At 70.2% G+C, this 25804-nt stretch carries 22 protein-coding genes; 7 read left to right on the forward strand and 15 right to left on the reverse strand.

All coding sequences use genetic code 11. From position 1 onward, the window contains the following. Positions 1–222: hypothetical protein (locus E4P42_RS27220; RefSeq protein WP_209305824.1), on the forward strand; the 222-nt coding region annotated here is incomplete at its 5' end. A gap of 81 nt (positions 223–303) precedes the next feature. On the opposite strand, the gene E4P42_RS19965 is transcribed toward E4P42_RS27220, so the two are convergent. From E4P42_RS19965 to E4P42_RS20015, 11 genes are all read right to left on the reverse strand, one after another. Beyond that, entirely contained in the window at positions 304–1725 is a 1422-nt protein-coding gene (locus tag E4P42_RS19965) for an aldehyde dehydrogenase family protein (protein ID WP_135127812.1), read from the reverse strand. A gap of 28 nt (positions 1726–1753) precedes the next feature. Then, positions 1754–3466 (reverse strand): thiamine pyrophosphate-binding protein, encoded by a 1713-nt coding sequence (locus E4P42_RS19970; protein WP_135127813.1) that lies wholly within the window; start codon positions 3464–3466, stop codon positions 1754–1756. A gap of 13 nt (positions 3467–3479) precedes the next feature. Next, entirely contained in the window at positions 3480–4430 is a 951-nt protein-coding gene (locus tag E4P42_RS19975) for an acyl-CoA dehydrogenase family protein (RefSeq protein ID WP_135127814.1), read from the reverse strand. After that, positions 4430–5647, reverse strand: a complete 1218-nt coding sequence (locus E4P42_RS19980) for an acyl-CoA dehydrogenase family protein (RefSeq protein WP_135127815.1) — start codon at positions 5645–5647, stop codon at positions 4430–4432. Before E4P42_RS19980 ends, E4P42_RS19975 begins: the two co-directional genes overlap by 1 nt. After that, positions 5644–6558 (reverse strand): acyl-CoA dehydrogenase family protein, encoded by a 915-nt coding sequence (locus E4P42_RS19985; RefSeq protein ID WP_135127816.1) that lies wholly within the window; start codon positions 6556–6558, stop codon positions 5644–5646. The genes E4P42_RS19980 and E4P42_RS19985 overlap by 4 nt, the downstream gene beginning before the upstream one ends. Beyond that, a complete protein-coding gene (locus E4P42_RS19990) occupies positions 6555–7727 on the reverse strand; it encodes an acyl-CoA dehydrogenase family protein (RefSeq protein ID WP_135127817.1) in 1173 nt (390 codons plus the stop codon). Before E4P42_RS19990 ends, E4P42_RS19985 begins: the two co-directional genes overlap by 4 nt. Beyond that, on the reverse strand, positions 7728–8930 hold the full coding sequence (locus E4P42_RS19995) for a CaiB/BaiF CoA-transferase family protein (RefSeq protein ID WP_135127818.1): 1203 nt from the start codon (positions 8928–8930) through the stop codon (positions 7728–7730). After that, the gene (locus E4P42_RS20000; protein WP_135127819.1) at positions 8923–9840 is read right to left on the reverse strand and encodes an SDR family NAD(P)-dependent oxidoreductase; all 918 of its coding nucleotides are present in this window, start codon (positions 9838–9840) and stop codon (positions 8923–8925) included. The genes E4P42_RS19995 and E4P42_RS20000 overlap by 8 nt, the downstream gene beginning before the upstream one ends. Further along, entirely contained in the window at positions 9841–11676 is a 1836-nt protein-coding gene (locus E4P42_RS20005; protein WP_135127820.1) for an NAD(P)/FAD-dependent oxidoreductase, read from the reverse strand. It abuts the gene before it with no gap. Between the two features lie 65 nt (positions 11677–11741). Continuing rightward, positions 11742–13157, reverse strand: a complete 1416-nt coding sequence (locus E4P42_RS20010) for an SRPBCC family protein (protein WP_135127821.1) — start codon at positions 13155–13157, stop codon at positions 11742–11744. A 12-nt stretch (positions 13158–13169) separates the two neighbouring features. Continuing rightward, the gene (locus tag E4P42_RS20015; RefSeq protein WP_135127822.1) at positions 13170–14015 is read right to left on the reverse strand and encodes an SDR family NAD(P)-dependent oxidoreductase; all 846 of its coding nucleotides are present in this window, start codon (positions 14013–14015) and stop codon (positions 13170–13172) included. A gap of 143 nt (positions 14016–14158) precedes the next feature. Between E4P42_RS20015 and E4P42_RS20020 the strand changes: the two genes are divergently transcribed. The 6 genes from E4P42_RS20020 to E4P42_RS20045 are packed head-to-tail and all read left to right on the forward strand — an operon-like array spanning position 14159 to position 20933. After that, a complete protein-coding gene (locus tag E4P42_RS20020) occupies positions 14159–15778 on the forward strand; it encodes an SMP-30/gluconolactonase/LRE family protein (protein WP_135127823.1) in 1620 nt (539 codons plus the stop codon). After that, positions 15775–16512 carry a GntR family transcriptional regulator gene (locus E4P42_RS20025; RefSeq protein WP_135127824.1) on the forward strand — a complete coding sequence of 246 codons (738 nt, stop codon included), beginning with the start codon at positions 15775–15777 and terminating at the stop codon, positions 16510–16512. Before E4P42_RS20020 ends, E4P42_RS20025 begins: the two co-directional genes overlap by 4 nt. Before the next feature lie 4 nt (positions 16513–16516). Further along, positions 16517–18016 carry an AMP-binding protein gene (locus E4P42_RS20030; protein WP_135127825.1) on the forward strand — a complete coding sequence of 500 codons (1500 nt, stop codon included), beginning with the start codon at positions 16517–16519 and terminating at the stop codon, positions 18014–18016. Continuing rightward, positions 18013–18786: an SDR family NAD(P)-dependent oxidoreductase gene (locus tag E4P42_RS20035; protein ID WP_135127826.1), complete on the forward strand. Its 774-nt coding sequence runs from the start codon at positions 18013–18015 to the stop codon at positions 18784–18786. Before E4P42_RS20030 ends, E4P42_RS20035 begins: the two co-directional genes overlap by 4 nt. After that, positions 18783–20258: a long-chain fatty acid--CoA ligase gene (locus E4P42_RS20040; RefSeq protein WP_135127873.1), complete on the forward strand. Its 1476-nt coding sequence runs from the start codon at positions 18783–18785 to the stop codon at positions 20256–20258. Before E4P42_RS20035 ends, E4P42_RS20040 begins: the two co-directional genes overlap by 4 nt. Positions 20259–20288: 30 nt before the next feature. After that, positions 20289–20933: an NAD(P)H-binding protein gene (locus E4P42_RS20045; RefSeq protein WP_135127827.1), complete on the forward strand. Its 645-nt coding sequence runs from the start codon at positions 20289–20291 to the stop codon at positions 20931–20933. 80 nt (positions 20934–21013) lie between these two features. Here E4P42_RS20045 and E4P42_RS20050 read toward each other — a convergent pair whose 3' ends face one another. Genes E4P42_RS20050 through E4P42_RS20065 form a run of 4 tightly spaced genes read right to left on the reverse strand, consistent with a single transcriptional unit; the run spans position 21014 to position 25799 of the window. After that, a complete protein-coding gene (locus E4P42_RS20050; RefSeq protein WP_135127828.1) occupies positions 21014–21451 on the reverse strand; it encodes an SRPBCC family protein in 438 nt (145 codons plus the stop codon). Between the two features lie 3 nt (positions 21452–21454). Next, positions 21455–21787 (reverse strand): antitoxin, encoded by a 333-nt coding sequence (locus tag E4P42_RS20055; protein ID WP_135127829.1) that lies wholly within the window; start codon positions 21785–21787, stop codon positions 21455–21457. A gap of 9 nt (positions 21788–21796) precedes the next feature. After that, on the reverse strand, positions 21797–24178 hold the full coding sequence (locus tag E4P42_RS20060) for a cation-translocating P-type ATPase (protein WP_135127830.1): 2382 nt from the start codon (positions 24176–24178) through the stop codon (positions 21797–21799). 10 nt (positions 24179–24188) lie between these two features. Further along, positions 24189–25799, reverse strand: coding sequence for a serine hydrolase (locus E4P42_RS20065; RefSeq protein ID WP_135127831.1), 1611 nt, complete (start codon positions 25797–25799; stop codon positions 24189–24191). Between the last annotated feature and the right edge of the window lie 5 nt (positions 25800–25804).

Below are 25804 nucleotides of genomic sequence, written 5' to 3' on the forward strand. Positions count from 1 at the left end.
GATCTCGGCACCGGCGGCACCGGTGGCTTCACCGGCGCGGGCGGCACGGGCGGCGACGGCGGCACCGGTGGTGACGGCGGTGACGGCGGACCCGGCAGCGGCGGCGGCGTGCCCGGCTCGGGTGGCAGCGGCACCGACCCCGGTGACAACAACAACGGCACCCAGGGCGGCGCCGGCGGGGCCGGTGGTGACGGCGGCGACGGGGCTGCCGCGGCCGACTGACCCGGTCCAGTGAACGCCGAGACTACGGTTGTTGCGCGAAATCGGCGAGATTTCCGTCAACAACCGTAGTCTCGGCGCACCTCAGCCGGCGTAGCCCAGCGCGGCCTTGATCTCGAGGAACTCGTCGAACGCGAACTGGCCCCACTCGCGGCCGTTGCCGCTGCGCTTGTAGCCGCCGAACGGGGCGTTCATGTCGAAGCCGTGGTTGATCGCGACGGAGCCGGCCCGGATCCGTCGCGCCACCGCCCGGGCCCGGTCCAGGTCGGCACCCGAAACATAGCCCGCCAGACCGTAATCCGTGTCATTGGCGATCTCGAGAGCCTGGTCGAGGTCGTCGTAGCCGAGGATGCACAGCACCGGCCCGAAGATCTCCTCCCGGGCGATCGTCATGTCGTTGGTGACGCCGGTGAACACCGTCGGCTTGACGTAGTAGCCGCGCTCGAGCCCGTCGGGCCGGCCACACCCGCCGACCACGACGGTGGCGCCCTCGTCGATCCCCTTCTGGATCAGCCCCTGGATCTTGTCGAACTGCGCCTTAGAGGCGACCGGACCGATCGCGTTCTGGTCATCCGGGTCGCCGACCTTGACCGCACCCGCGACGTCGCGAGCGATCGCGGCGGCCTCATCCATGCGCGAGTTCGGCACCAGCATTCGCGACGGCGCGTTGCAGCTCTGCCCGCTGTTCATCATCATCACCGACACGCCTGCGGTAACGCTCTTGGCGAAGTCGTCGTCGTCGAGCACGATGTTGGGGCTCTTGCCGCCGAGTTCCTGGGTCACCCGCTTGACGGTCGGCGCGGCGTTGCGCGCGACCTCGATGCCGGCGCGGGTCGATCCGGTGAACGACACCATGTCGATGTCGGGGTGGCTGGACAGCGGGGCGCCGACGCCGGGGCCGTCACCGTAGACCAAGTTGTACACCCCGGCGGGAACGCCTGCGGCGTCAATGATCTCGGTGAAGATCTGCGCGGAGTACGGGGCGACCTCCGAGGGTTTGAGCACCATGGTGCAGCCGGTGGCCAGGGCGGGGAACACCTTGCAGGCGATCTGGTTGAGCGGCCAGTTCCAGGGCGTGATCAGCCCGCACACCCCGACCGGTTCCTTGAGCACCAGCGTCGAGCCGTGTTCCTCTTCGAACGCGAAGTTCTTCAGCACGTCGATGGCGGTGGCCAGGTGCCCCATTCCGAGGTTGACCTGCGGACCCGAGGCGAGCGACGCCGGTGCGCCCATCTCCTCGCTGACCGCGTCGGCCAGGTCGCCCGCCCGTTTCTGGTACTCGGCCATGATCGCGCCGAGCACGTCGAGGCGATCCTGCCTGCTGGTCTGCGACCACGTCCCGAACGCGCGGCGCGCCGCCTGCACGGCCACGTCGACGTCGGCCGACGACCCGAGGGCGATGCGCCCGGAGGTCTCCTCGGTGGTCGGGTCGTCGACGTCGAGGGTATTGGGTCGCAGCGGATCGACCCACTGGCCGTCGATGTAGAACTTCAGGTATTCACGCATAACATCAACTCTTCCCTAAACCGGTCGCCTACTGGGTGCCTTCTGCATACCAGGTCCGGAATCGGTCATACTTCGGCATCTCTTCGGAGTTGGCTTTCGGGTCGATGCACACGTGCACCACACCGACCTTCCCGCTCGCGTAGGCGCGGGCGATCGCCGGACCGATCTCGTCCTCCTTCTCGACGAACTCACCGTGGCAACCGAAGCCCTCGGCCACCTTGTCCATCCGGACGTCCTTGCTCCAGTGCACGCCGGGCTGCGGGGACGGCTGGGCGAAGGTCCGCTTGTAGACGCCGACCTCCAGCCCCCACTGGTGGTCGACGCCGACCACGCACACCAGCGGCAGGTTCAGCCGGGCGGCGGTCTCCAGTTCGGCGATGTGGAACAGGAATGCCGAATCACTTGTCAAAAGCATCACGGGGCGCTTGCCGCCCTCGGCGACCGAGGCGCCGATGGCGTACGGCAGCCCGGTGCCGAGGTGGCCGAAGTTCTGGTTCCAGATCACGTCGCGCGGTTTGGACTGCGAGTACGTCCACTGAAAGATCACCGTGGCGCCGCCGTCGCGGACCATGATGCCGTCGTCGAGTTCCTTGAACGCCTTGGTCGCCTCGACGACGTAGCGCGCCGGGTGGATCGGTGACCGTCCCGACGGCGCGCTCTCGGCGAGTTGGGCGAGTTCCTCGGCGTCGGACCTGACCAGGGTCTCCAGGTTGGGTGACGGGGTGCGCGGGGTGTCCCGGAGCGCCGCGACGAGTTGCGGCACGACGCCGCGCAGATCCCCGACCAGCGGCACGTCGAAGGTGCGGTTGACCCCGATGGCCGCCGGGTCCTGCTCGACGTACACCCACTTGCGGTGGGCGTCGTTGCCTGCCCAGTGCTGGGTGCGGCCGTAGTGCATGGGCTCGCCGAGTTCGGTGCCCAGCGCGACGCACAGGTCCGATTCCTCGACGGCCTGGTTGGCGGCCGGCGAGAACAGGTAGGGGAAGGTGCGGTCTTCCAGCCCCGGGATGAACGACGTGCCGCCGGAGGTCTGGATCACCGGGCAGGCCATCAGCTCGGCCAGCTCCTTGACCTGCTGCTGCGTGCGGGACGTGTGCACGGCGTGGCCGACGAGCAGGATCGGGTTCTCGGCCTCGCGGATCAGCCTCGCGGCCTCGGCGACCTCCCGCTCCCCCGCGCCCTGATCGACCAGCCGGTATCGGTGCGGCGGCAATACCTCTGGGAGGTCGAGCTCCTCGAGGATCACGTGGGACGGGAACTCGACGTACGACGGGCCCGGGGTGCCGGACATCGCGCGACGGATGGCCTCGTGGATGATCTCGTCGGTCTGGTCCGGGTATTCGATCGAGGCGCTGTACTTCACCGACGGCGCGAACAGCGGCTCCTGGCGGACGAATTGGATGCGGCCGCGGCGCACGCGGCGTTCCGTGATGCGGGCGCGCTGGCCGCCGAGGAAGATCACCGGCGAGTTCTCCACCTTGGCGCACTGGATCGCGCCCGCGATGTTGGCCATGCCCGGGCCGAGCGTGCCGATGCACAGCCCGGGCCCGCCGGTCATCCGGGAGACCGCCTCGGCCATGAAGCCCGCGCTCAGCTCGTGGTGCGGCGCCACCACCGACCAGCCGCGCGCGTCGGCCTCGGCGAACATGTGCACGAAGTTGGGGTCGGGGATGCCGAACAACGTGTTGACCCCCTCGGCCTCGAACAGGTCGAGGATGCGTCGGTAGACGGGGACACCCATGTGAAACTCCTTGTCAGCGTGAGCGATAGCGTCGGGCGAGGTGAGCGCGGTGCACCGCCGGGGAGCCGAACAGTGACCGGTTGAGCGTGGCGCGTTTGAGGTAGACGTGGATGCCGCTCTCCCACGTGTAGCCGATGCCGCCGTGCAGTTGCATCGCCTTGCCCGCGATGTGGACCGCGGCGCTGCAGACGTGCGATTTCGCCATCGCGACCGCGACGGCGGCCTGTGCGGGGTCGTCGGCCACGGCGTCGACGGCGGCCGCGACGAGCCGCCGCGACACCGCGACCTGTACCGCCATGTCGGCGCAGGCGTGTTTGACCGCCTGGAACGAGCCGATCGGCCGGCCGAACTGGTGGCGCGTCGTGACGTAGGAGACGGTGGCCGCGAGCATCGCCTCGGCCAGTCCGAGGCTGTCGCAGGCGACGGCCGCCGCGGCGCGGTGACGCAGTCCCGCCGCGGCCTGCGGATCGGCGAACGGCAGTGTCTCGGTGACGGTGCCGGGTGCCACCCGGGCCAGGCGGCGCGTCTCGTCGACCACCGGTTGCGGGGTGACGGTCGCGGCGGCCAGTCGGACACCGTCGTCGGCGACGAACAGGAGATGATCGGCGCCGTCGGCGTCGGGCACGAAGTCGTAGGGCTCCATGGCGACGGCCACGCGCGCCGCGCCCGCGGCCACGTCGCGCAACAGCCGGTCGCGAGTGTCGCTGCGTCGCAGCGCGTTCAGGGCGCCGACGGCGAGCACCGCACCACCCAGGTAGCCGGTGGCGCTCGCGGCGCGGCCGATCTCCTCGCAGACGACCGCGGTCTCGGCGAACGAGGCGCCCGCCCCGCCGAACTCCTCGGGCACCTCCACACCCACCCAGCCGGCGTCCACCAGCACGGGCCAGTCGACCGCGCGCTCCTTGGCGAGCAGATCGCCGGCCACCGACCGCAGCTCGTCGTGGAACTCGGTGAGATCGCTCATCAGACGCTGCTCGGTTCCCGCGGCAGCCCGAGGCCGCGCTCGCCGATGATGGTGCGCTGGATCTCGCTGGCGCCGCCGGGGATCGTCCACTCCCACGAGCCGATGAAGTCGAGCACCCAGGCCCCGGACTCCCACCCACTCGACATCGGCTTGGCCACCGCGGTGTGCGCCGCCAGCCCCGCGGTCTCGGCGCCGAAATCGGTGAGCCGCTGCAGCAGTTCGCTGTAGTACAGCTTGACGATCGACGCGTCGGCGGGGCCGGCCGTGCCGTTCTCGACGTCCTCGACCAACGCGCGGCACAGCCCACGCAGGCCGGCGATCTCGGTCTCCAGCCGGGCCAGGCGGTCGGCCACCACCGGGTCGTCGACGGGCGCCGACTCGATCAACCGGCGCAGGCCCACATTGCCGAGCCGTTCGGCGAGTTCGAGCATCGTCATACCCCGCTCGGCGCCCAGTGTCGCCTGCGCCACCTGCCAGCCGGCGTTCTCCGCGCCGACGAGATCGGAGGCGGGCACCACGACGTCGTCGAGGAAGATCTCGCAGAAGTGCGATTCGCCGATCGCATTGCGGATCGGGCGCACCTCGACTCCCGGTGTGGCCATGTCGAGCAGGAAGTACGAGATACCCTTGCGTTTCGGGGCCGTGGGGTCGGTACGGGCCAGCAGCAGGCACCGGTCGGCGTGCAGCCCGCCGCTGGCCCAGAGCTTCTGGCCGTTGAGGACGTAGCGGTCCCCCTCCCGCCGGGCGGTGGTGCGCAGGGCGGCGAGGTCGGACCCGGCTTCGGGTTCGCTGAACCCCTGCACCCAGATCTCACCGTCCAGGATCGCAGGCAGATGCTTTCGGCGTTGCGCGTCGGTGCCCGCGACCAGCAGCGTGGACGCGGCGTGGTGGATGCCGACGAAGGCCAGTACCAGCCGGGGCGCGTCGTGGGCGGCGAGTTCGGAGTACAGCACCACCTGATCGGCCACTGACATGCCGCCGCCCCACTCCCGCGGCCAGTGCGGCACGGCGAAGCCGGCGTGCTGCAGTTCGGCGAACCACGCCTTCTGGAACGCGACGAATTCCTCGTCGGACGCGCCGGCTTGGTGCGTGCGCCAGTCCGTCGGCACGTGCGCCGCGCACCACTCCCGCACCTGCTCGCGGAACTCCTGCCGAGCGTGAGCTTGTGCACGGGAATCGGCCGGATTGTCGCGCACAAGCTCACGTTCTGCGCTCATGCGTAGAGCCCCGTCAGTCCGGCGCTGCCCGCACGGCGGGTCAGCTGATCGCGGGTGGCGGACAGACCGAGCGGCAGCCGGCGCAAGGGCTGGCTGTAGCGCGAGAGCCACGACAGCGTGGTTTCGTCGCAGAAGCCGACCGCTCCGTGCAGCTGATGGCACACCCGCAACACCACCTCCGCGGCCTCGAGCGCCGACATCCGCAGTGCCAGGGCGTCGTCGAGGGCTTCCGGACGGCCGGACGCGATGCTCCACAGCGCGTACTTGGCGAGGATGTCGACGCCGCTGCGCTCGACCTCGGCGTCGGTGAGTTGGAACTGCACCCCCTGGAACGACGACAGCGTCTGCCCGAACTGCGTGCGCAGGCGCACATGGGCGACGGTCAGCGCGAGCGCGCGATCGAGCATGCCGAGCAGCGTCCAGCACGGCAGCGCCAGCGCGAGCGCGACGTCGGCAGCGCCGTCGTCGTCGAGGTGTCGCACCGCCAGGTCGGCGACGAAGCCGGGGCCGCACCCGTCGGCGGTCGCGGTGCCGCGCACCCCGTCGAGCGTGACGGTGGTCCACCGCTTCTCGACGCCCCCGACCGCCGCCGCGGGACGCGGGCCCGCGATCACCAGCAGGCCGTCGGTGTCGAGGCCCGTCGGCGCGGCCAGCCGTTCGGCGACCGGATAGGGCAGCGCCCAGTACCCGGCGCTGCGGCACAGCGCGGCCGCCGCTTCCAGCCCGTCGGCGTCGGTGCGCGGGTCGAGGTCCCACGCACCGAGCCCGTCGAGCACGGGGCCGACCAGCGCCTCTCGGTCACCCGGTTTGTCCTCGGCCTGCTGCACCAGCGCGTCACCGCCTGCGGCCTCGAAGGCGCGCAGGGCCTCACGCCCGTATTCCTGGGCGTCGTCGGATAATTCGAGGTTCACGACGTGCCCGCCAACATCGCGCGGCTCAGCAGGATCCGCTGCATCTCGATGCTGCCCGACGAGACGGTCGAGGCCTGAGAGTAGCGCCAGTGGTCCTCCACCTCGCCGAGGAACCACCCGGCGCGCGGGTCGTCGTGTGCCACCTCGGCCGCGATGTCCGACAACACTTCCGCGCTGTCCTGGTCCAGCTTCGTGACCGCGATGCGGTAGGCGGCGGCGTCGCCGGGCCGGATGCGACCACTGCTCTGCAGGTCGACGACCCGGTACGCCAGCAGCCGGGCGCGGCGGCAGTGCGTGAGCATGCGGATCCACCTGCTGCGCAACTCATCCGGTAGCTCTTCCCAGCGGTCGCCCAGCACCGCGGGTGCGGCGGCGAGCAGTCGCTCACACCGGGCGTACCGGGCGATGCCGACGCGCTCGAAGGACATCACGTCCTGCACGATCGACCAGCCGTGGTCGACGACGCCGAGCACGTCGGCTCCGGTGACCCGCAGATCGTCGAAGAACACCTCGTTGAGATGGTGTGGCCCCAACATGGCCCGGATCGGCCGCACGGTGATCGCCGGATCGTCCATCGGCACCAGGAAGATGGTCAGGCCCTGTTGTTTCTTCCGGGTTGCGTCCGTTCCCACCTTCGAGGTGCGCGCCAGCAGGAAGCACCACTGCGCCATGGTGGCGTAGGACGTCCAGATCTTCTGCCCGCGCACCAGCCAGCCGTCACCGTCACGCCTGGCGAAGGTGCGCAGCGACGCCAGATCGGAGCCGGCCTCCGGTTCGGAGAAGCCCTGACACCAGATCACCTCGCCGCGGGCGATGGGCGGCAGGTGCGTGGCCTGCTGCGCCGGCGTGCCGTGCCGCATGATGATCGGGCCGACCCAGTTGACGCCCATGTACTGGGCGCCGCGCGGTTCGTGGTGGGCCCACATCTCCTCGCGCACCACGGTCTGCTCCCACACCGACGCCCCCCCGCCGCCGAATTCTTTCGGCCACGCCAGGCACAGCAGTTCGCGCTCGGCGAGCAGGCGGCAGAACCGCTGCGCGGTCTGCAGGTCGGCCGGATCGTCGGTGAATGCTCCCGGGAAGCGTTCGGGCACATGGGTGGTGATCAGGTCGCGCAGGTCGGTGCGTAGCTGCGCGGCCCGGGGTCCCATGTCGAAGTCCAGGCCCATCTACCGGCCCGCCGATCCCGGCGCGCCGACACTACGGTTGGTGACGGATCTCGCCGGGTTCCCGTCATCAACCGTAGTCTCGGCGAGCACGGCGTCGGTGTCGGCGCCCAGCGTCGGGGCGGGGCCGCGGACGTGGCCGGGGGTGCGCGAGAACCAGGTCGGCACCCCGGGGAAGCGCACCGGCCCGTGCGGGGTGTCGACGGTCTCGAACAGGCCGACGGCGGCCAGGTGCGGGTGGTCGAACAGCGCGTCGGGCGTGGAGATCGGCGCGGCGGGGATCTCCAGTTCGCGGAACAGCGCGAGCCATTCGTCGGTCGTGCGTTCCTTCAGCGTCTCGGCCACCAACCCGTAGACGGTGTCGATCTGCTGGGCCCGCCGCTCCAGCGTCGCGTACACCGCGTCGTTCCACAGCGGTTGCACCGCATCCACGAACGCCTTCCAGTGCTTGTCGTTGTAGATCAGAGCCGCGATGTGACCGTCCTTGGTCTCGTACGGCCTGCGGTTGGGCGCGACGGTGCGCGGATACACCGCCGGCCCCAGCGGCGGGTCGAACATCGCGCCGTTGGCGTGTTCTACCAGCATGAACGAGGCCATGGTCTCGAACATGCCGACCTCGACCTCCTGGCCCTCGCCGGTGCGCTCGCGGTGGAACAGCGCCATCATCGTGGCGTAGAGCGCGGTCAGCCCGGCAACCTTGTCCGCCATGATCGTGCCGACGTAGTTGGCCTCGCCGGTGAGTTGCTCCTGCACGGCGGGCAGCCCGCATTCGGCCTGGATGGTGTCGTCGTAGGCGGGCAGGTCACGGTCGGGGCCGCGGCGTCCGTAGCCGTAGCAGTTGGTGTAGACGATCGCCGGGTTGAGCGCGGCGACGTCGTCGTAGCCGAAGCCCAGCCGGGCGATCGCCTTGGCGCGCATGGAGTGGATGAACACGTCGGCGCCCGCGATCATCGCGCGCAGCGCGGCTTTGCCGTCCTCGCCGCGCAGATCCAATACCACGCTGCGCTTTCCGCGGTTCACGTTGACGAACACCCCGCTCATGCCGGGCGCCGGGCCGACCGAGATGTAGCGCGTGTTGTCGCCCTCGGGCGGCTCCACCTTGATGACGTCGGCGCCCATGTCGGCCATGATCTGGGTGCAGTACGGGCCCATCACCATCGCGGTGAGGTCGACGACGCGCACCCCGACCAGTGGTCCGTCAGGCATGGCTGGCTTCCGCGGCCATCGCAAAGCTGTAGCGGATGTGGTCGTTGTGCCCGCCGGGGACGACGGGGAACACCACCGGCGCCGACCGGTCCCGGATCGCGTCGAGGTTCGCGGCGACGTCCTCGATCGACCACGACGGCCGGAACACCCCCGGCGTCTCCGCGACGACGGCGCTCGCCACCCGACCGGCCAGCGCGATCAGGATCTCCCCGGTGACAGCGCACGTTTCGTGCGCCAGGTAGCCGACCGCGGGTGCGACCAGCTCCGGGCCCATCGGCGGATAGGCCGACGTGTCGATGCCCTCGGCCATCCGGGTGACGGCGGCAGGCACGATCACGTTGCTGCGTACCCCGTGGGCGGCGCCCTCGAGCGCCGCGACGTGGGACAGCCCGATCACGCCCGCCTTCGCGACCGCGTAGTTCACCACCTGGTGGTTGCCGTACAGTCCGCCGATCGACGAGGTCAGCACGATACGGCCGTAGCCCGCGTCGCACATCAGCGGGAACGCCGGCCGCACCACGTGGAACGCACCCCGTAGGTGGACGTCGACGACGGCGTCGAAGTCCGCAGCGCTGATGTCCCGCAACGACGCTCGGCGCACGGTGCCGGCGTTGTGGATCAGGATGTCGAGGCGGCCGAACGCGCCCAGTGCGGTCTCGACGATGGCGCGGCCGCCGTCGGCGGTGGTGACCGATTCGGTGCTGGCCACCGCCTGCCCTCCGGCCGCGGTGATCTCGCGCACCACCGCCTCGGCGGGGCCGGCGTCGGCGCCCTCCCCGGTCAGGCTGCCGCCGACATCGTTGACCACGACCTTCGCCCCGCGCTGCGCGAGCAGCAGCGCGTATGCGCGGCCCAGACCTCTGCCACCGCCGGTGACGACGGCGACGCGGTCGTCGAATCGCAGGCTCATCTAGGTGCCCAGCACCAGTCCGTCGAGATCGCCCTGCTCCCGCCAATCCCGCAGCAGGTCCCCGAAGGCGTAGAAACCGGGACCGTACGGTTCGCCGAGGTGTGACCGGATGCCCTCGCCCCCGCCGCCGCCCTCGTTGTTGTAGTAGCCCGGCGTGCAGGACGCGTCGAACGCCGAGTTGTCGACGGCGTTGTCGCGGATGGTCCGGCACCACGCGTCCTGGGCGTCCTGCGACGGCTCGACGGTGGTGGCGCCGCGGCGCAGCGCCTCGGCGATGATGTAGGCGATGTGCTCGCCCTGCAGTTCGTAGTTGGCCGCGATGTTGGCCGAGATGCCGACCTGGGTGAAGCCGGTGAAGAACTGGTTCGGGAAGCCCCTGCTGGTCATGCCGTGCAGGGTCTGGTAGCCGTCGCGCCAGTGGTCGTAGAGGGACAGCCCGTCGCGGCCGTCTATCGCGTCGATCGAGTAGCGCCTGCTGATCTCGGTGGTGATCTCGAACCCGCTGGCGTAGATGATGCAGTCGACCTCGTACTCCCGGCCGCCCGCGACGAACCCCTTCTCGGTGATCCGTTCGACGCCTTGGGAATCCGACACGTCGACCAGCGTCACGTTGGGCTGGTTGAACACCGGCAGGTAGTCGTCGTTGGACAGCGGCCGCTTGCACAGGAACCGGTAGTACGGTTTGAGCGCCTCGGCGGTGTCGGGGTCCTCGACGATCTCGGCGATGCGGCGGCGCAGCCGCTCCATGATCTTGTAGTCCTCCTCCTCGCGGATCGCCATGAACTGCTCGGGCGTCAGCGTGGACGGGTCCTCGAGGGCGAGCACGCGGGCGGCGGTGTTGCGGCCCAGCTCGGTCCAGAAGTCGCACACCAGGTCCGGCTGGCCGGGCGCCATTCCCTCGAACGTCCAGGAGTGGAAGTTGCGCTGCCGCTCGGCCTGCCAGCCGGGCTGCAGCGTCTTGACCCATTCCGGGTCGGTGGGCGTGTTGTTGCGCACGTCGATCGACGACGGGGTGCGCTGCACGACGTAGAGGTGTGCGGCGTCGCGCGCCAGGTGCGGGACCACCTGCACGCTGGTGGCGCCGGTGCCGATGATCGCGACGCGCTTGTCGGCGAGCCGGTCCATCCCGCCGCTCGCGTCGCCGCCGGTGTAGTCGTAATCCCAGCGCGACGAGTGGAAGCTGTGGCCGGTGAAGTCCTTCATCCCGGGGATGCCCGGCAGCTTCGGCCGGTGGAACGGTCCCGAGGCGAGCACCACGAAGCGGGCGCGGATGTCGTCGCCGCGGTTGGTGGCGATGCGCCACCGTTTCACCTCGTCGTCCCAGCGTATCTCGCGCACCTGGGTGGAGAAGATCGCCGCGTCGTAGAGGCCGAAGTGTTTCCCGATGCGCCGACAGTGCTCGTAGATCTCCTGGCCGTCGGCGAACTTCTTGCTGGGGATGTAGTCGAGCTCTTCGAGCAGCGGGATGTAGCAATAGGACTCGTTGTCGCACTGGATGCCGGGGTACCGGTTCCAGTACCAGACGCCGCCGAAGTCACCGCCCAGCTCGATGATCCGGACGTCGTCGACACCGGCCTTCTTGAGCGCAGCGGCCGAGAGCAGCCCGCCGAAGCCGCCGCCCAGCACCGCCACGTCGATGTCCTCGGTGATCGGATCGCGCGGTGCGACCGGTGTGTAGGGGTCCACCTCGTAATAGCCGGCGAAGTCGTCCGCGAGCTCGACGTACTGCTTCGACCCGTCGGGGCGCAGGCGTTTGGCGCGCTCCTGGGCGTAGCGCTCCCGCAGCGCGTCGATGTCGACGGCGACGTCGGTGGTGGTGGGCGGGCAGGTGTTCATCGGCCTCCTTGTCGGGCGATTTCGGTGTACTTCGTCGCGCGCGGACGCGACCGGCTACACCGAAATCACAAAGTGCGGGGCTCGCCGGCGCCCATGTACTTCGACAGTTGGTAATGCAGGTTGACGGTGCTGCGTTCGCGGTAGGGGTTGGGCAGCGTGCCCGGAAAGCCCGCCGACTTCATGCCCTGCTGGACCGCGGCCATGTTCGAGAAGTCCTGCGGCAGCACCGACAGCCAGTTCGGCGAGTCCTTCGGCGTGTACGCCCACTCCGTCTGCGGTTCCTCGCCTTTCGGATACAGCTCGAACACCGCAACCTCGAAGATGCACTTGTTCGGGTCGTAGCTCGGGTGCGGGCGGGCGCTGTAGCACAGCGCGCTGGTCAGGCCCTGGCCGATCTGGAAGTTCGGGAAGAGCTGCCACGCCGTCCCGCTCTGGCCCAGGATGTCCGGGGGGATGGTCGGCCAGATGACCCCGCGGGCTTCGTCGTCGCGCCGGGCCGACGACAGCCAGTGTTCGAGCACCTTGTCGGCCGGGGTGCCCTCGGGCAGCTCGTCGACCAGCCGCTTGGCCGCCTCCACAAGCGTTTTCGTCGTGGTGGCGTTGGTCTCCTCCATGGTGTAGACCTGCATCTCCGCGGTCGAGACGCGCGGGTCCGCACCGGTGCCCAGCCGGATCTTCGACTTCGTCGCCTCCATGTCCTTCGGCGCCTCATAGCCGATGTTGCTGTGCCTGCCCTGCGCCTTGGCCCAGCCCTTGAACTCGCCGAACCGGTTGAACTCCGGGTGGGTGGTGAACACGTGGTAGGTCTCGTTGAAGGCCTCCATCGCGACTTTCCAGTTGCAGTCAAAGTACAGCCACTTGCGCCACTTGTAGCGCATGTTCTCCAGGCCGAACGGGTCGAGGATCTTGTTCGACGGCAGCAGGTAGTCGGCCAGCGGCTCGCAGTCGGGGTCCATGTTGACGAACACCCAGCCGCCCCAGGTGTCGACCTGCACGGGCGCCAGGTGGGTGTTGCGCGGGGTGAGCCTGCCCTGCCAGTCGTCCTGTTCGCGGATGTGGGTACACGTCCCGTCGAGACCGTATGTCCAGCCGTGGAATCCGCAGACGAACGATTTGCGCGCGCGGCCGACGGCATTCTTCGCCCCGTCCGGGGGGTCGATCAACCGGCGCCCGCGGTGCATGCAGACGTTGTGGTGCGCCCGAAACTCGTTGACTCCGGTTCGAACAATGATGATCGAGTCGTCGAGGATGTCGTAGGTGAGGTAGCTCCCGACCTCGGGCAGCTCCTCGACCCGGCCGACCTGCTGCCACACCTTGCGCCACAGCTTGTCCCGTTCGGCGCGGGCGTACTCCTCGGAGATGTACGCCTCGACCGGGATCGTCATCGGGTCCGACAGCTCCTCGGCGATCGTCCCCGTCGAATCGTCCGGTTCGGCGTCGACCTCGATCGCGGCGTCGAGGTCGGATTCGGTGTGGGTCACGTCATCGTCCTTTCACGGCCGACTTATCGCTTTGCGGAAGTTCTCGTCCTTGAGGAACAGCGAGGTGTTGTCGGCGCCCAGGTGGGTCCACTTGAGGTCGAGGCCGCCGTCGACCAGCAGCGTCTGACCGGTGATGTAGCTCGACATCTCCGACAGCAGGAACAGGATCGCGTTGGCCTGCTCCCCCGGTGTGCCGCGGCGACCCATGGCGATCGCGGTGCGGTCGCGGTCGGGATCGTCGTCGACATAGGTCGCCGAGGCCGCGGTCTCGGTGACGCCGGGCGCGACCGCGTTCACGCGGATGCCGTCCAGCGCGAGTTCGACCGCCATGGTGCGGGTCATCGCGACGATCGCGGCTTTGGCGGTGCCGTAGGCGATGTGGAACGGGGCGGTGTTCATCCCGCTGATCGAGGAGACCGAGACGATCGACCCCGGCGTGCCCGTCGAGCGCATCTCGGCCGCGACGGCCTGGCTCATGAAGAACGCGGTCTCGAGGTTGGCCGCGAACAGCGCGCGCCAGTCCTCCCGCGTCACCCGGGTGCACGGCATCCACGTCGCGGGCGCCGCGCCGCCGGCGATGTTGACCAGACCGTAGAGGGCGCCGTCGGTGGCGCGCACCGCGTCGAGCACCCGGGCGATGCCCTCGTCGGTCGCGGCGTCCGCGGTCACGGTGACGATCGACAGGCCCTTGTCGATGAGGGGGCCGACGTGCTGGTCGAGGTTGTCCTGGTTGCGGCTGACCGCGACGACGGTGGCGCCGGCCTGCGCGGCACGTTCGGTCACCGTGGTGCCGATCCCGCCACCACCCGCGCCGGAGACGACGACGACGCGTCCGGTCAGCTTCAGCAGATCCTGCATCAGGTCCTATTTGTCTGGACGAAAAGTGTTGCTCTTGTCAACGGAGAACACTATTCCGCAGCGGTTATCCGGCCGTCAAGGCCGCTTTCAAGACAACGTTTGCCTATTGTCTGGACCAACATGCCTTGCTAACGTCCGCTTCCATGGCGTCCGCGACAGAGCTGCAGCTGACCCGCTACCCGGGCGCCCACCCGGCCGCTGCGCCGGGCTGGCGGATCGACCGGCTCACCCCGCCGAGCCGGCTGTTCGGCGCGAACGGGCTGCGCACCGGCCCGGACGGCCGGGTCTACGTCGCGCAGGTCACCGGCAGCCAGATCAGCGCGTTCGACGTGGTGACCGGCGCGGTCGACACGGTCAGCCCCAAGGGCGCGGACATCGTCGCGCCCGACGATGTGGCGTTCGGGGCGCACGGCGAGCTGTACGCGACCGAGGTGATGGACGGCCGGGTCAGCGTCCGCGAGGCGAACGGCCGTACCCGCGTGCTGCGCGACGACCTGCCCTGCGCCAACGGCATCACGGTTCACCGTGGCCGGCTGTTCGTCGGCGAGTGCCGGGAGGGCGGACGGCTGATGGAACTCGACCGCGACGGCGGCATCGTGCGCGTCGTGGCCGAGAACCTGCCGTCGCCCAACGCGATGGAGGTCGGTCCCGACGGGCTCCTCTATTACCCGCTGATGACGGCCAACGAGATCTGGCGGGTCGACCCCGACGGCTCATCCGAACCGCAGCGGGTGGCCGAGGGTCTCGGGGTGCCCGATGCGGTGAAGTTCGCTGCCGACGGCTGCCTGGTCTCCACCCAGGTGGCGTCCGGGCAGGTGCTGCGGATCGACCCGCGCAGCGGTAGCCACAGCGTCCTGGCGCAGCTCACCCCCGGCCTGGACAACCTGACGTTCCTCGACGGACGGCTGTTCGTCTCGAACTTCACCGGTGAGATCACCGAGATCCTGGCCGACGGCGCGATCCGCACCGCGCTGCCCGGCGGGTTGAACTGGCCGCTGGACCTGGCGGTCGGCGCTGACGGCCGGCTCTACATCGCCGACGGCACGTACTTCTATGCGCGCCAACCCGATGGCGGGTTGCAGACCGTCGGCATGCTGTTCACCCCCGGATATCCCGGCTTCCTGCGCGGTGTGGCGCCCAGCGGCCCCGGCGAGTTCGTCGTCACCACCTCGGGCGGTCAGGTCACGCGCTACCGGCCGGCGGCCGGTGAATCCGAGGTGCTCGCCGACGGTCTCGATCAGCTCTACGGCGTGGCGCTGACCGCCGACGGTGCGGCGGTGGTCGCCGAACTCGGCACGGGACGTGTGCTGTCGGTGCGGGGCGGCGACGTCGAGGTACTGGCGACCGGATTGCACGATCCGGTCGGTGTGGCCATCGCCGACGACGGTATGCCACTGATCGCGGAATCCGGTGCGGGTCGGGTGGTGCGGCTGACCGGATCCGGCGCCGACACCGTGGTCGACGGGCTGCAGCGGCCGCAGGGACTGCTGGCCTCCGGCGACACACTGTTCGTCGTCGACGCGGGCGTCAAGGAGATCGTCGCCGTCGACCTGAACACCGCTGCGCGACAGACGATCGCGTCCGCGCTGCCGGTCGGGGCGCCGCCGGGGGTGGCACCCAAACCGCTGCGCGGGATGCCGCCGTTCTCCGGGCCGCAGGGGCCGTTCGCCGGGATCGCCGCCGGACCGGACGGCACCCTGTACGTCTCGGCGGACGGTGACGGCAGCGTGCTGGCGGTGCGCCGCGTGCGGAGCGACGGATGACCGTCTCGCCGGCCGCGCCGCGCTATCTGCAGGTCGCCCGCACGCTGCGCAAGGAGATCGTCGACGGCGTGTACCCGATCGGCTCGCAGCTGCCCACCGAACACGAGCTGTGCGAGCGATTCGCCGTGAGCCGCTTCACCGTTCGCGAGGCGCTACGCCGGCTGCGCGACGACAACCTGGTGGCCTCGCGGCCGCGGGCCGGCACGATGGTGGTGCCGCGGCCGGCCGGCAACACCTACGCCCAGGACGTCATGTCGATCGACGATCTCCTGGCCTTCGCCGCCGGAGCGCAGTTCACGATCGAACAGACCGCCACGGTGACCGTCGACGCGGCGATGGCCGCGCGGACCCGCCTCGCGGTGGGGTCGGAATGGCTGAACGTGCACGGCTACCGGCAGGCCGACGCGGCGTCGACGCCGATCTGCCGCACCGAGTACTACATCAACCGCGCCTTCGCCGGGGTGGGACGGCTGCTGCCCCGCCACACCGGGCCGATCTTCCCGCTGATCGAGGACATCTACGGCGTCAGCGTGGTCGAGGTGCACCAGGAGATCTCGGCGGTGGTGCTCGACGCCGAGGTGGCGGGCCGACTCGGCGTCGCGAGCGGCAGCCCGGCGCTGGAGATGCAGCGCACCTACACCACGTCCGACGGTGAGATCGCCCAGGTCACGGTCAATACGCACCCCGGTGCGCGGTACCGGCACGCGATGACGATGCGCCGGGTGCGGGAGTAGCGCGATGCCCGGCACGCTGGCCGACGCACTGGGCGAGGCCGCGCACCGCAGCCCCGAGCGCGTCCTGATCGTCGACGGCGCGCACCGCCTGGACTGCCGCACGCTGCACGACCTGGCCACAGGGTTCGCGGGCGCGCTGCGCGACCGGATGCCGGCGGGCAGCGTGGTGTCGTTCATGCTGCCCAACTGGTACGAGGCCGCGGTGGTCTACCTGGGCGCCACGCTGGCCGGGATGGTCGTGAACCCGATCCTGCCGTCGCTGCGCGACCACGAACTGCGGTTCATCCTCGGTGACGCGGCGAGCCGGATGATCGTGATTCCCGCGGACTTCCGCGGCCATGACTATCCCGCGATGCTGGACCGCGTCACGCGCGGCACGCAGACCGAAGTGGTGGTGGTGCGCGGCGGCCCGGGTCGCCACACCGCGTTCGACGCGCTGCTCGACCGCGGCGCCGCGGCCGGGCTGCCGACGCTCGACCCTGCGGCGGTGCGCATGGTCATGTACACCTCCGGCACCACCGGACGCCCCAAAGGCGTGCTGCACAGCCATGACTCGCTCGGGGCGCTGATCGCCCAGATCGGGGAGCACTGGTACGTCGAGCCCGGCGACACCTTCCTGGTTCCGTCACCGATCGCCCACATCGGCGGGTCGATCTACGCCTTCGAGTGCCCGCTGCTCCTCGGCTCCTCGGCGGTGCTGATGGACCGGTGGGACGCCGACGACGCCGTCGCGCTGATGACCGCGCACCGGTGCACCCACATGGCCGGCGCCACCCCTTTTCTCGAGCAGCTGCTCGCCGCGGCGGACCGCGCCGGCACCCGGCTGCCCGATCTGAAGGTGTTCATCTGCGGTGGCGCGTCGGTGCCGCCCGGCCTCATCCGCCGCGCGACCGACCACTTCGAGCGGGCGGCGGTGAGCCGCGTGTACGGCTCCACCGAGGTGCCGGTCACCACGGTCGGGGCGCTGGGCGACCCGGACCGCGCCGCCGACACCGACGGGCGGCCCGGGATCGCCGACGTCCGCCTCGTCGAGGGGGAGATCCGGGTGCGGGGGCCGCAGATGCTGATCGGATACCGGCATCCCGAGGACGCCCACGACGCGTTCGACGACGACGGCTACTTCCGCACCGGAGACCTGGCCCGGTGGGACGGTGAGCATCTGGTGGTGACCGGGCGGGTCAAGGACCTCATCATCCGCAACGGCGAGAACATCGCCCCCAAGGAGGTCGAGGACCTGCTCGTCGGGGAGCTCGGCATCGCGGAGATCGCCGTGGTCGGCGTGCCGGACACCCGCACCGGGGAGCGGGCGTGCGCGGTCATCGTGCCCGCCGGCGCCGACGCCCCGGACGTCGCCGACCTGGCGCGGCTGCTGCGCGACCGCGGCGTGGCGTCGTTCAAGATCCCCGAGCGGGTCGTGGTCCGGGACCGTCTGCCCCGCAACGACGCAGGCAAAGTGCTCAAGCACCGTATCCGCGAAGAGTTGATGGAGGGACTGGTCGAATGAAGGTCGCGATCGTCACCGGCGCGAGCAGCGGGATCGGGTTCGGCTGTGCGACCGCGCTGGCCGCTACCGGAACGGCGGTGCTGGGCACCGGCCGCGACGACGCCCGGCTCGCCGACTTGCGTTCGGCCGTCGGGGATCCCGAGCGGATCGCGACGCTGGCCGTGGACCTGACCGCCGACGACGCGCCACGGCGGATCGTCGCGGCCGCCCTCGACCGCTGGGGGCAGGTCGACTTCCTGATCAACAACGCCGGGGTGGGCAGCCCGAAGCCGTTGCACGAGACCGACGACGACAGCCTGGACTACTTCCTCGGGCTGATGCTGCGGGCACCGTTCCGGTTGGCCCGCGAGGTGATCCCGCACATGGGACCCGGCTCGGCGATCATCAACATCACCTCCACGTTCGCCGTCGTCGGCGGACTGCGCGGCGGGGCGTACTCCGCGGCCAAGGGCGGCCTGACCGCGCTCACCACCCACATCGCCTGCCAGTACGGACCGCAGGGCATCCGGTGCAACGCGGTCGCGCCCGGGGTCACGTTGACCCCGATGGTGGCGCACCGCCTGGACGACGAGCGGTTCCGCAAGATCAACACCGAGATGACGCCGTATCCGCGCCTCGGCACCGTCGAGGACCTGGCGAGCACCGTGGCGTTCCTGTGTTCGGACGGCGGCAGTTTCATCAACGGCCAGACCATCGTCGTCGACGGCGGCTGGAGCTCCACCAAGTACCTGTCCGACTTCGCGCTGACTTCCGAGTGGGTCCGGAGGTGAACCTGTTCTGCCTGCTCGACCAGGCCGCCGCGCGGTTCGGTGACCGCGGCGCGGTGTACCTCGGTGCGCGGCAGGTGTGGACGTGGCGAGAACTGCGCGAGCGGGCGCTGCGGCTGGCCACGGCGCTGCGGTCGACGGCGGGCCCGGGGGCGCGCATCGCGGTCGCTTCGGAGAACCGCCCCGAGATCGTCGAGCTCATGTTCGGGATCTGGGCCGCCGACTGCGTCGTCGCGCCGGTCAACTACAAACTGCACCCGCGCGAGACGCGCCAGATCCTCGACGACGCCGAAGCCGCCGCGGTGTTCGCGTCCCCGCGTATCGCCGCCGCGCTGGACGCGGGCGTGCCGGTCGAGGTCATCGGCGAAGACGGGTACGGGCAGTGGTTCTCCGGTGCACCCGCGAGGCCGCCGGACACCGATCCGGCGGCGCTGGCGTGGCTGTTCTACACCAGCGGCACGACGGGCCGGTCGAAGGGCGCGATGCTCTCGCACCGCAACCTGATGGCGATGACGGTGTCGCACCTCGCGGATTTCGCTGCGCCCGACCAGGATTGCAGCCTGGTGCACGGCGCCCCGATGTCGCACGGCTCCGGCCTCTACATCCCGCCATACGTGCTGCGCGGCGCCCGGCAGGTGATCCCGGAGTCGGCCGCGTTCGAGCCCGACGAGTTCCTCGACCTGTGCGAGCACCATCCCGGGTGCAGCGCATTCCTCGCGCCGACCATGGTGCAGCGGCTGGTCGCGACCGGTCGGGCGCGTCCGCGCAACCTCGAGACCATCGTCTACGGCGGCGGCCCGATGTACGTCGACAGCCTCAAGCAGGCGATGGCGGCGTTCGGTCCGGTGTTCGTGCAGCTCTACGGGCAGGGCGAGGCGCCGATGACGATCACCGGGCTGCGCCGGCGCGACCACCTCGACGGTGACAGGTGGGCCGACGACGCGGTGCTCGGCTCGGTCGGATATGCCCGCTCGGGCGTCGACGTCGCGGTGCTGCGCCCGGACGGCAACCCGGCGCCGACCGGTGAGATCGGCGAGATCGCCTGCCGCGGTGACGTCGTGATGTCCGGCTACTGGAAGAACCCGGAGGCGACCGCGGCGACACTGGTCGCCGGCTGGCTGCACACCGGCGACATGGGCTGCTTCGACGACCGTGGCTACCTGACCCTGCGTGACCGCTCGAAGGACGTCGTGATCAGCGGCGGCAGCAACATCTACCCGCGCGAGGTCGAGGAGGTGCTCATCGAGCACCCCGGCGTGTCGGAGGCGTGCGTGGTGGGCGCACCCGACGAGGAGTGGGGCGAGATCGTGGTCGCGTTCATCGTCGGCGACGCCGACCCGGCCGACCTCGACCGGCACCTGCTCGACCGCATCGCCCGGTTCAAGCGGCCCAAGCGCTACGAGTTCCTCGACGAGCTGCCGAAGAACAGCTACGGCAAGGTGCTCAAACGCGAACTGCGGGCCCGGTTGGCGTAGCCGCCCGGCGCACGGGGTATGCGCGGAGCCATGCGGGTAGTCATCGCCGGTGGACACGGCAAGATCGCCATGAACCTCGAACGGCTCCTCTCCGACCGCGGCGACTCGGTCGCCGGCCTGATCCGCAACCCCGACCACCGCGCCGACCTCGAGGCGATCGGGGCCGAACCGGTCGTGCTGGACCTGGAGCAGGCATCGGTCGACGACGTCGCCGCCGTGCTCAAGGACGCCGATGCGGTGGTGTTCGCCGCGGGCGCCGGGCCGGGCAGCGGCGCCGCGCGCAAGGAGACCGTGGACCGTGACGCCGCGATCCTGCTGGCCGACGCCGCCGAGGCGGCGGGGGTGCGCCGCTACGTGATGATCTCGGCGATGGGCGCCGACGGTGAGCCGCCCGAGGACACCGACGAGGTGTTCGCCGCCTACCTGCGGGCGAAAGCCGCCGCCGACGAGAACATCCGGGCTCGCAGCGGGCTGGACGCGACGATCGTGCGCCCCGGCCAGCTCACCGACGACGCCGCCACCGGGACGGTGCGCATCGCCGACTCCACTGGCCGCGGCAAGATCCCGCGCGAGGATGTCGCGGCGGTGCTGATCGCGGTGCTCGACACGCCCGGCACCGGCGGACGGACATTCGAGCTCATCGAGGGTGACACCCCGATCGATCAGGCGCTCTGATCGTGCCCGAGATCAGAGCTGCGACACGCTGCGCCGCGGAAAGTGTGCGCAAAGCCTGATCTCGGCGCACCCGTGACCGATCACGCCGGGGCGAAGACCGCCTTGAAGCGGTTCAGCGATTCCTGGATGTCGGAGCGCAGCGCGGAGGCCACGACCATGCCGATCGGCCCGAACAGCGCCGGACCGCCGAGGTGCACGTCGAAGGTGACCGTCGAACCGTCGCCGGCCGGCTTCACCTTGCCGATGAGCTTGACCTTCACCCCGCCCCTGCCGTCACCGTTGAGGGTCATGGCCTGCGGTGGCTTGAAATGGACGATGGTCCAGTGCACGCGGTTGAGCATGCCCTTGACCTCGACGATCGAGTCGATTTCGGTGCCCTTGTCCAGCGTCTCGGGCAGCTTGGAGCGCCACACCCGGTGGATGCTCAGCCACTCCTTGTAGCGCGACAGGTCCGACGCGCACTCCCACGCCTTCTCCGGCGGCATGGGGACATCAACGGAGACGGACAGTTTCGCCATGGCTCAGCGCGGCGGCTGGGGCGGCTGCGGCGGGGTGTAGCCGGGACCCTGCTGCGGCGGCGCCGGCGGGTAGCCCTGGTTCTGCTGCGGCGGCGGGTAGCCCTGCCCCTGCTGCGGCGGGGCCGGAGGGTAGCCCTGCCCCTGCTGCGGGCGGTAGCCACCCTGCGGGTTGTTCTTGTTGACGTAGTTCTGCGCGGCGCTCTGCGCCTTGTTCACCTTGTCGGTGTACTTGCCCTTGGTCTTCTGGTCGAAGAAGTCACCGGCCTTCTCGATCGCGCTGCCGGCCTTGTCGGGGTTCTTCGACACCCACTGCTTCACCTTGTCGAAAAGAGCCATGCGACCAGCCTACCGGTCACGCCACAGCCGCCGCCGTTCGCCGAGCACCGCCCCCTGCACCCACCACAGCACCTCGATCGCGACCGCCCCGGCCAGGCCGATCATCAAGGCCGTCGCGGTGACCGCGACGTTCGTCGGGTCCAGGATGAACAGGTCCTGGGCCCACGGAATGGCGAATATCACGACGTAGGCCAGCGCGGAGGCCGCGACCAGCGCCACCCGCCACCACTCGTACGGGCGCGCCACCACGGCCAGCACCCACAGCGCGGTGACCAGCAGCGTGATCAGCGCCGCGGTGGACGCCTGGGTCTGCTCGGACTCGGTGGCGGCGCGGCCCTGATAGGCCAGCAGGTAGGAGACGAACGTCGCCGCCCCGACCACCAGACCCGACGGCAGCGCCGCCGTCATCACCCGGCGGACGAATCCGGGATGGGCGCGTTCGTTGTTCGGGGCGAGCGACAGCACGAAGGCCGGGATGCCGATGGTGAACCACGCCGCGATGGTGACGTGGATGGGCTGGAACGGGAACAGCAGCGGATCGGTACCGAAGATCTCCGAGGTCAGCCCGGCCAATCCGACGAGCACCGCCAGCAGCACCGAGTAGACGGTCTTGGTCAGGAACAGGTTCGAGACCCGCTCGATGTTGCCGATCACCCGGCGGCCCTCGCCGACGACGTAGGGCAGCGTGGCGAACCTGTTGTCCAGCAACACGATCTGCGCGACCGCGCGGGACGCCGAACTGCCCGACCCCATCGCGACGCCGATGTCGGCGTCCTTGAGCGCGAGCACGTCGTTGACGCCGTCACCGGTCATCGCGACGGTGTGGCCGCGCGCCTGCAGGGCGTGCACCATCGCCCGCTTCTGGTCCGGGCGGACCCGGCCGAACGTGGTGTACTCCTCGAGCGTGTCGGCCAGCGCGTCGGGCCGGTCCGGCAGGTGGCGCGCGTCCATCGTTTCCCCCGACAGGCCCAGCGATCCGGCCACCGCGCCGACCGAAACCGCGTTGTCGCCGGAGATCACCTTGACCGAGACGTGCTGGGAGGCGAAGTAGTCGAGGGTGTCGCGGGCGTCGGGACGCACCCGCTGTTCGAGCACCACGAGCGCGACCGGCGTCACCGCGCCCGGCGCCTGCGGATGGTCGACGGGCATGTCGCAGGAGCCGATCAGCAGCACCCGCAGCCCCCTGGCGCCGATCTGCTCGGCGTGTTCGGCCACCGGTGACGCCGGATCGAGCAGCACGTCGGGTGCGCCGATCACCCAGTTGCCATGATCGCCGTAGGAGGCGCCGCTCCACTTGGTCGCCGACTTGAAGGGCGCCGACGCGGTGGCGGTCCAGCCCGGGGCGTGCGGATAGGCCTCGGCGATGGCCAGCATGCTGGCATTGGGCCGGGCGTCGTCGGCGGCCAACTGCGCCAGCACCTGCGCCACGTCCGCGGCCGACACCGGTTCCAGGTCGCTGACCCGCATCCCGTTCTCGGTCAACGTGCCGGTCTTGTCGGCGCACACCACGTCGACGCGGGCCAGCCCCTCGATGGCGGGCAGTTCGTTGACCAGGCACTGCCGCCGGCCCAGCCGGACGACGCCGACCGCGAATGCGATCGAGGTCATCAGCACCAGCCCCTCGGGGACCATCGGCACCAGTGCGCCGACCATGGCGAGCACCGCGCGCTGCCAGCCGGTGTCGGTGGTGAACAGCTGGGTGTAGATGGTCAGCAGCCCGGCCGGCACCAGCAGGTAGGTGATGAACTGCAGGATCCGGTTGATCCCGCTGCGCAGTTCGGATTTCACCAGCGTGAACTTGCTGGCCTCCTCGGCGAGCTGGGCGGCGTAAGCCGCGCGGCCGACGCGGGTGGCCCGGTACGCCCCGGAACCGGCGACCACGAAGCTGCCCGACATCACCGCATCGCCGGCGTCCTTGGCGATCGGATCGGCCTCCCCGGTGAGCAGGGATTCGTCGACCTCGAGGTTGGTCTCCTCGACGATCTCGCCGTCGACCACGATCTGATCGCCGGGCCCGAGTTCGATGACGTCGTCGAGCACCACCTCGCTGGGCAGCAGCGCACGCGTCCCGGATCGCCGGCGCACCAGCGGTTTGGCCTGTCCGACGATGGCCAGCCGGTCCAGCGTCTGTTTGGCCCGCAGTTCCTGGATGATGCCGATCGCGCTGTTGGCGATGATGAGCAGGCCGAACGCGCCGTTGATCACCGACCCGGTGGACAGCACGATGATCAGCAGCACGCCGAGGATCGCGTTGATCCGCGTGAAGACGTTGGCGCGGATGATCTCTCGCGTGGTGCGCGCGGCCCGGCTGGGGACGTCGTTGGTCTTGCCCTCGGCGACGCGCCGGGCCACCTCGTCGTCGGAGAGCCCGGCGGCCAGAGCGGTGCTCACGTGCCTGCGCTCACTTGACGAAGACCCCGTTGTGCTCCTCGTCGAAGTACTCCAGCGTGAGCCGGTCGCCGTCGAACGTCGCCTTGGAGATCGAGCCGGGCGGTGAGTTCTCCGAGACGAAGCTGAACGTGAACACGTTGCCGTCCCAGTGCGTCAGCGGCCACACGTCGCCGCGCGGCCCGACCTTCAATCCGAGCGTCCCGCCGGCCTCGGTGACCTCCGCCGGCCCCCAGAAGTCGTTGGTGTAGGTGCCGACCAGTCCGGGCAGCGGCTCGGGCGGGGCCGGGTTGACCGGGCGCTGCTCACCGACCAGCGCCCCGACCGGCTGCTCCATCTCGGCGAACGCCTTGTGGTACAGCGCGAACCAGTCCTCCCGCACCTCACCGAACTGCACCAGGTCGGCGAACTGCGCCGTCAGCGCTTCGGGCACCCCGGTCGGGGTGGCGTTGGTCAGCGCGACGATCGCCACGTCCGCCGACGGCAGCATGAGGAAGTTGGTGCCCGAACCCAGTTCGAAGGCGCCGGAGTGGCTCATCTCGGTGCGGGCCGCCGAGGTGGTGCCGACGTTGAAGCCGAAGCCGTAGAAGCCGCTGCGCATCGCGGGCTCGGCTCCCCGGCTGGACACCACCTGCGGGGTCAGCGCGGGCAGCAGCGCGTCGGGCGCGACGATCTCGGTGCCCGCGAAGGTGCCGTCGGCGAGCACCATCGTGAGCCACTTCGTCAGGTCGTTGACCGACGAACTCACGCCTCCGGCCGGGCTCTGGTTGTCCGCGTTGCGGACATAGAGCGGTTCGTACTTTCCGTCGACGTGGATGTGGCCGACGGCGCGGTCGGGACGGGCCTCGTAGTCGGCGAACCGCGAGCTGGTCGACGACATCCCCAGCGGCCGGTAGAGCACCTCCTCGGCCAACGTCTCCCACGGCTTACGCGCGCTCGTGGCGACGGCCTCCGCCGCTGCGGTGAGCCCGTAGTTGGTGTACGCGTACGACGTCCGGAACGGGGCTAGCGGCAGTGTGCGCAAACGCTCCAGGATGTAGCGGCGGTCGTAGCCGAGGTCTTCGAGGAAGTCGCCGGCGTGGTCCGGTAGGCCGGACCGGTGCGAGTAGAGGTCGCCGACCGTCACCATCTGGGTGACCGCCGGATCCGACAGCGCGAACCACGGCAGCTTCGACACCACCGGGGTGTCCCAGTCGATCGCGTCGCGGCTCACCTGGTGCGCGACGACGGTGGCGCCCAGCGGTTTGGACAGCGACGCCAGCTGGAACACCGTGTTCGGGTCGACCTTGGCGCCCGTCCGGACGTCGGTGACGCCGAATCCCTTGGCGTAGACGGTTTTTCCGCCGTGCACCACGGCCACCGCCATACCGGGGATGCCGGTCTCGGCCATCAGGTCCTCGACCATGCCGTCGAGCTTCGCCACCGCGTTGTCGACCGCTCCCTCGGGCAGGGGCATCGCGGGCACCAGTGGGGGCGGCACGTCGGACAGCGTCGGCGCGCCGGAGGGCTGCGCGGCCGGCGAGGATTGCGGCGCCTCCTCCGGTGCGGCGTCGCAGCCCGCGACCAGGGTGAGTGTCGCGGTGAGCGCGACGAGCGGCAGCAGTCGGCGTGTCACAGCCTGCACGCTAG

Source organism: Mycobacterium sp. PS03-16, assembly GCF_004570325.1.
GTDB lineage: Bacteria > Actinomycetota > Actinomycetes > Mycobacteriales > Mycobacteriaceae > Mycobacterium.

Coding starts and splice junctions, on each gene's coding strand:
- E4P42_RS19965 (WP_135127812.1), bottom strand. CDS start 1,725: ATGCGTGAATACCTGAAGTTCTACATCGACGGCCAGTGGGTCGATCCG.
- E4P42_RS19970 (WP_135127813.1), bottom strand. CDS start 3,466: ATGGGTGTCCCCGTCTACCGACGCATCCTCGACCTGTTCGAGGCCGAG.
- E4P42_RS19975 (WP_135127814.1), bottom strand. CDS start 4,430: ATGAGCGATCTCACCGAGTTCCACGACGAGCTGCGGTCGGTGGCCGGC.
- E4P42_RS19980 (WP_135127815.1), bottom strand. CDS start 5,647: ATGAGCGCAGAACGTGAGCTTGTGCGCGACAATCCGGCCGATTCCCGT.
- E4P42_RS19990 (WP_135127817.1), bottom strand. CDS start 7,727: ATGGGCCTGGACTTCGACATGGGACCCCGGGCCGCGCAGCTACGCACC.
- E4P42_RS19995 (WP_135127818.1), bottom strand. CDS start 8,930: ATGCCTGACGGACCACTGGTCGGGGTGCGCGTCGTCGACCTCACCGCG.
- E4P42_RS20000 (WP_135127819.1), bottom strand. CDS start 9,840: ATGAGCCTGCGATTCGACGACCGCGTCGCCGTCGTCACCGGCGGTGGC.
- E4P42_RS20005 (WP_135127820.1), bottom strand. CDS start 11,676: ATGAACACCTGCCCGCCCACCACCACCGACGTCGCCGTCGACATCGAC.
- E4P42_RS20015 (WP_135127822.1), bottom strand. CDS start 14,015: ATGCAGGATCTGCTGAAGCTGACCGGACGCGTCGTCGTCGTCTCCGGC.
- E4P42_RS20020 (WP_135127823.1), top strand. CDS start 14,159: ATGGCGTCCGCGACAGAGCTGCAGCTGACCCGCTACCCGGGCGCCCAC.
- E4P42_RS20025 (WP_135127824.1), top strand. CDS start 15,775: ATGACCGTCTCGCCGGCCGCGCCGCGCTATCTGCAGGTCGCCCGCACG.
- E4P42_RS20030 (WP_135127825.1), top strand. CDS start 16,517: ATGCCCGGCACGCTGGCCGACGCACTGGGCGAGGCCGCGCACCGCAGC.
- E4P42_RS20035 (WP_135127826.1), top strand. CDS start 18,013: ATGAAGGTCGCGATCGTCACCGGCGCGAGCAGCGGGATCGGGTTCGGC.
- E4P42_RS20045 (WP_135127827.1), top strand. CDS start 20,289: ATGCGGGTAGTCATCGCCGGTGGACACGGCAAGATCGCCATGAACCTC.
- E4P42_RS20050 (WP_135127828.1), bottom strand. CDS start 21,451: ATGGCGAAACTGTCCGTCTCCGTTGATGTCCCCATGCCGCCGGAGAAG.
- E4P42_RS20055 (WP_135127829.1), bottom strand. CDS start 21,787: ATGGCTCTTTTCGACAAGGTGAAGCAGTGGGTGTCGAAGAACCCCGAC.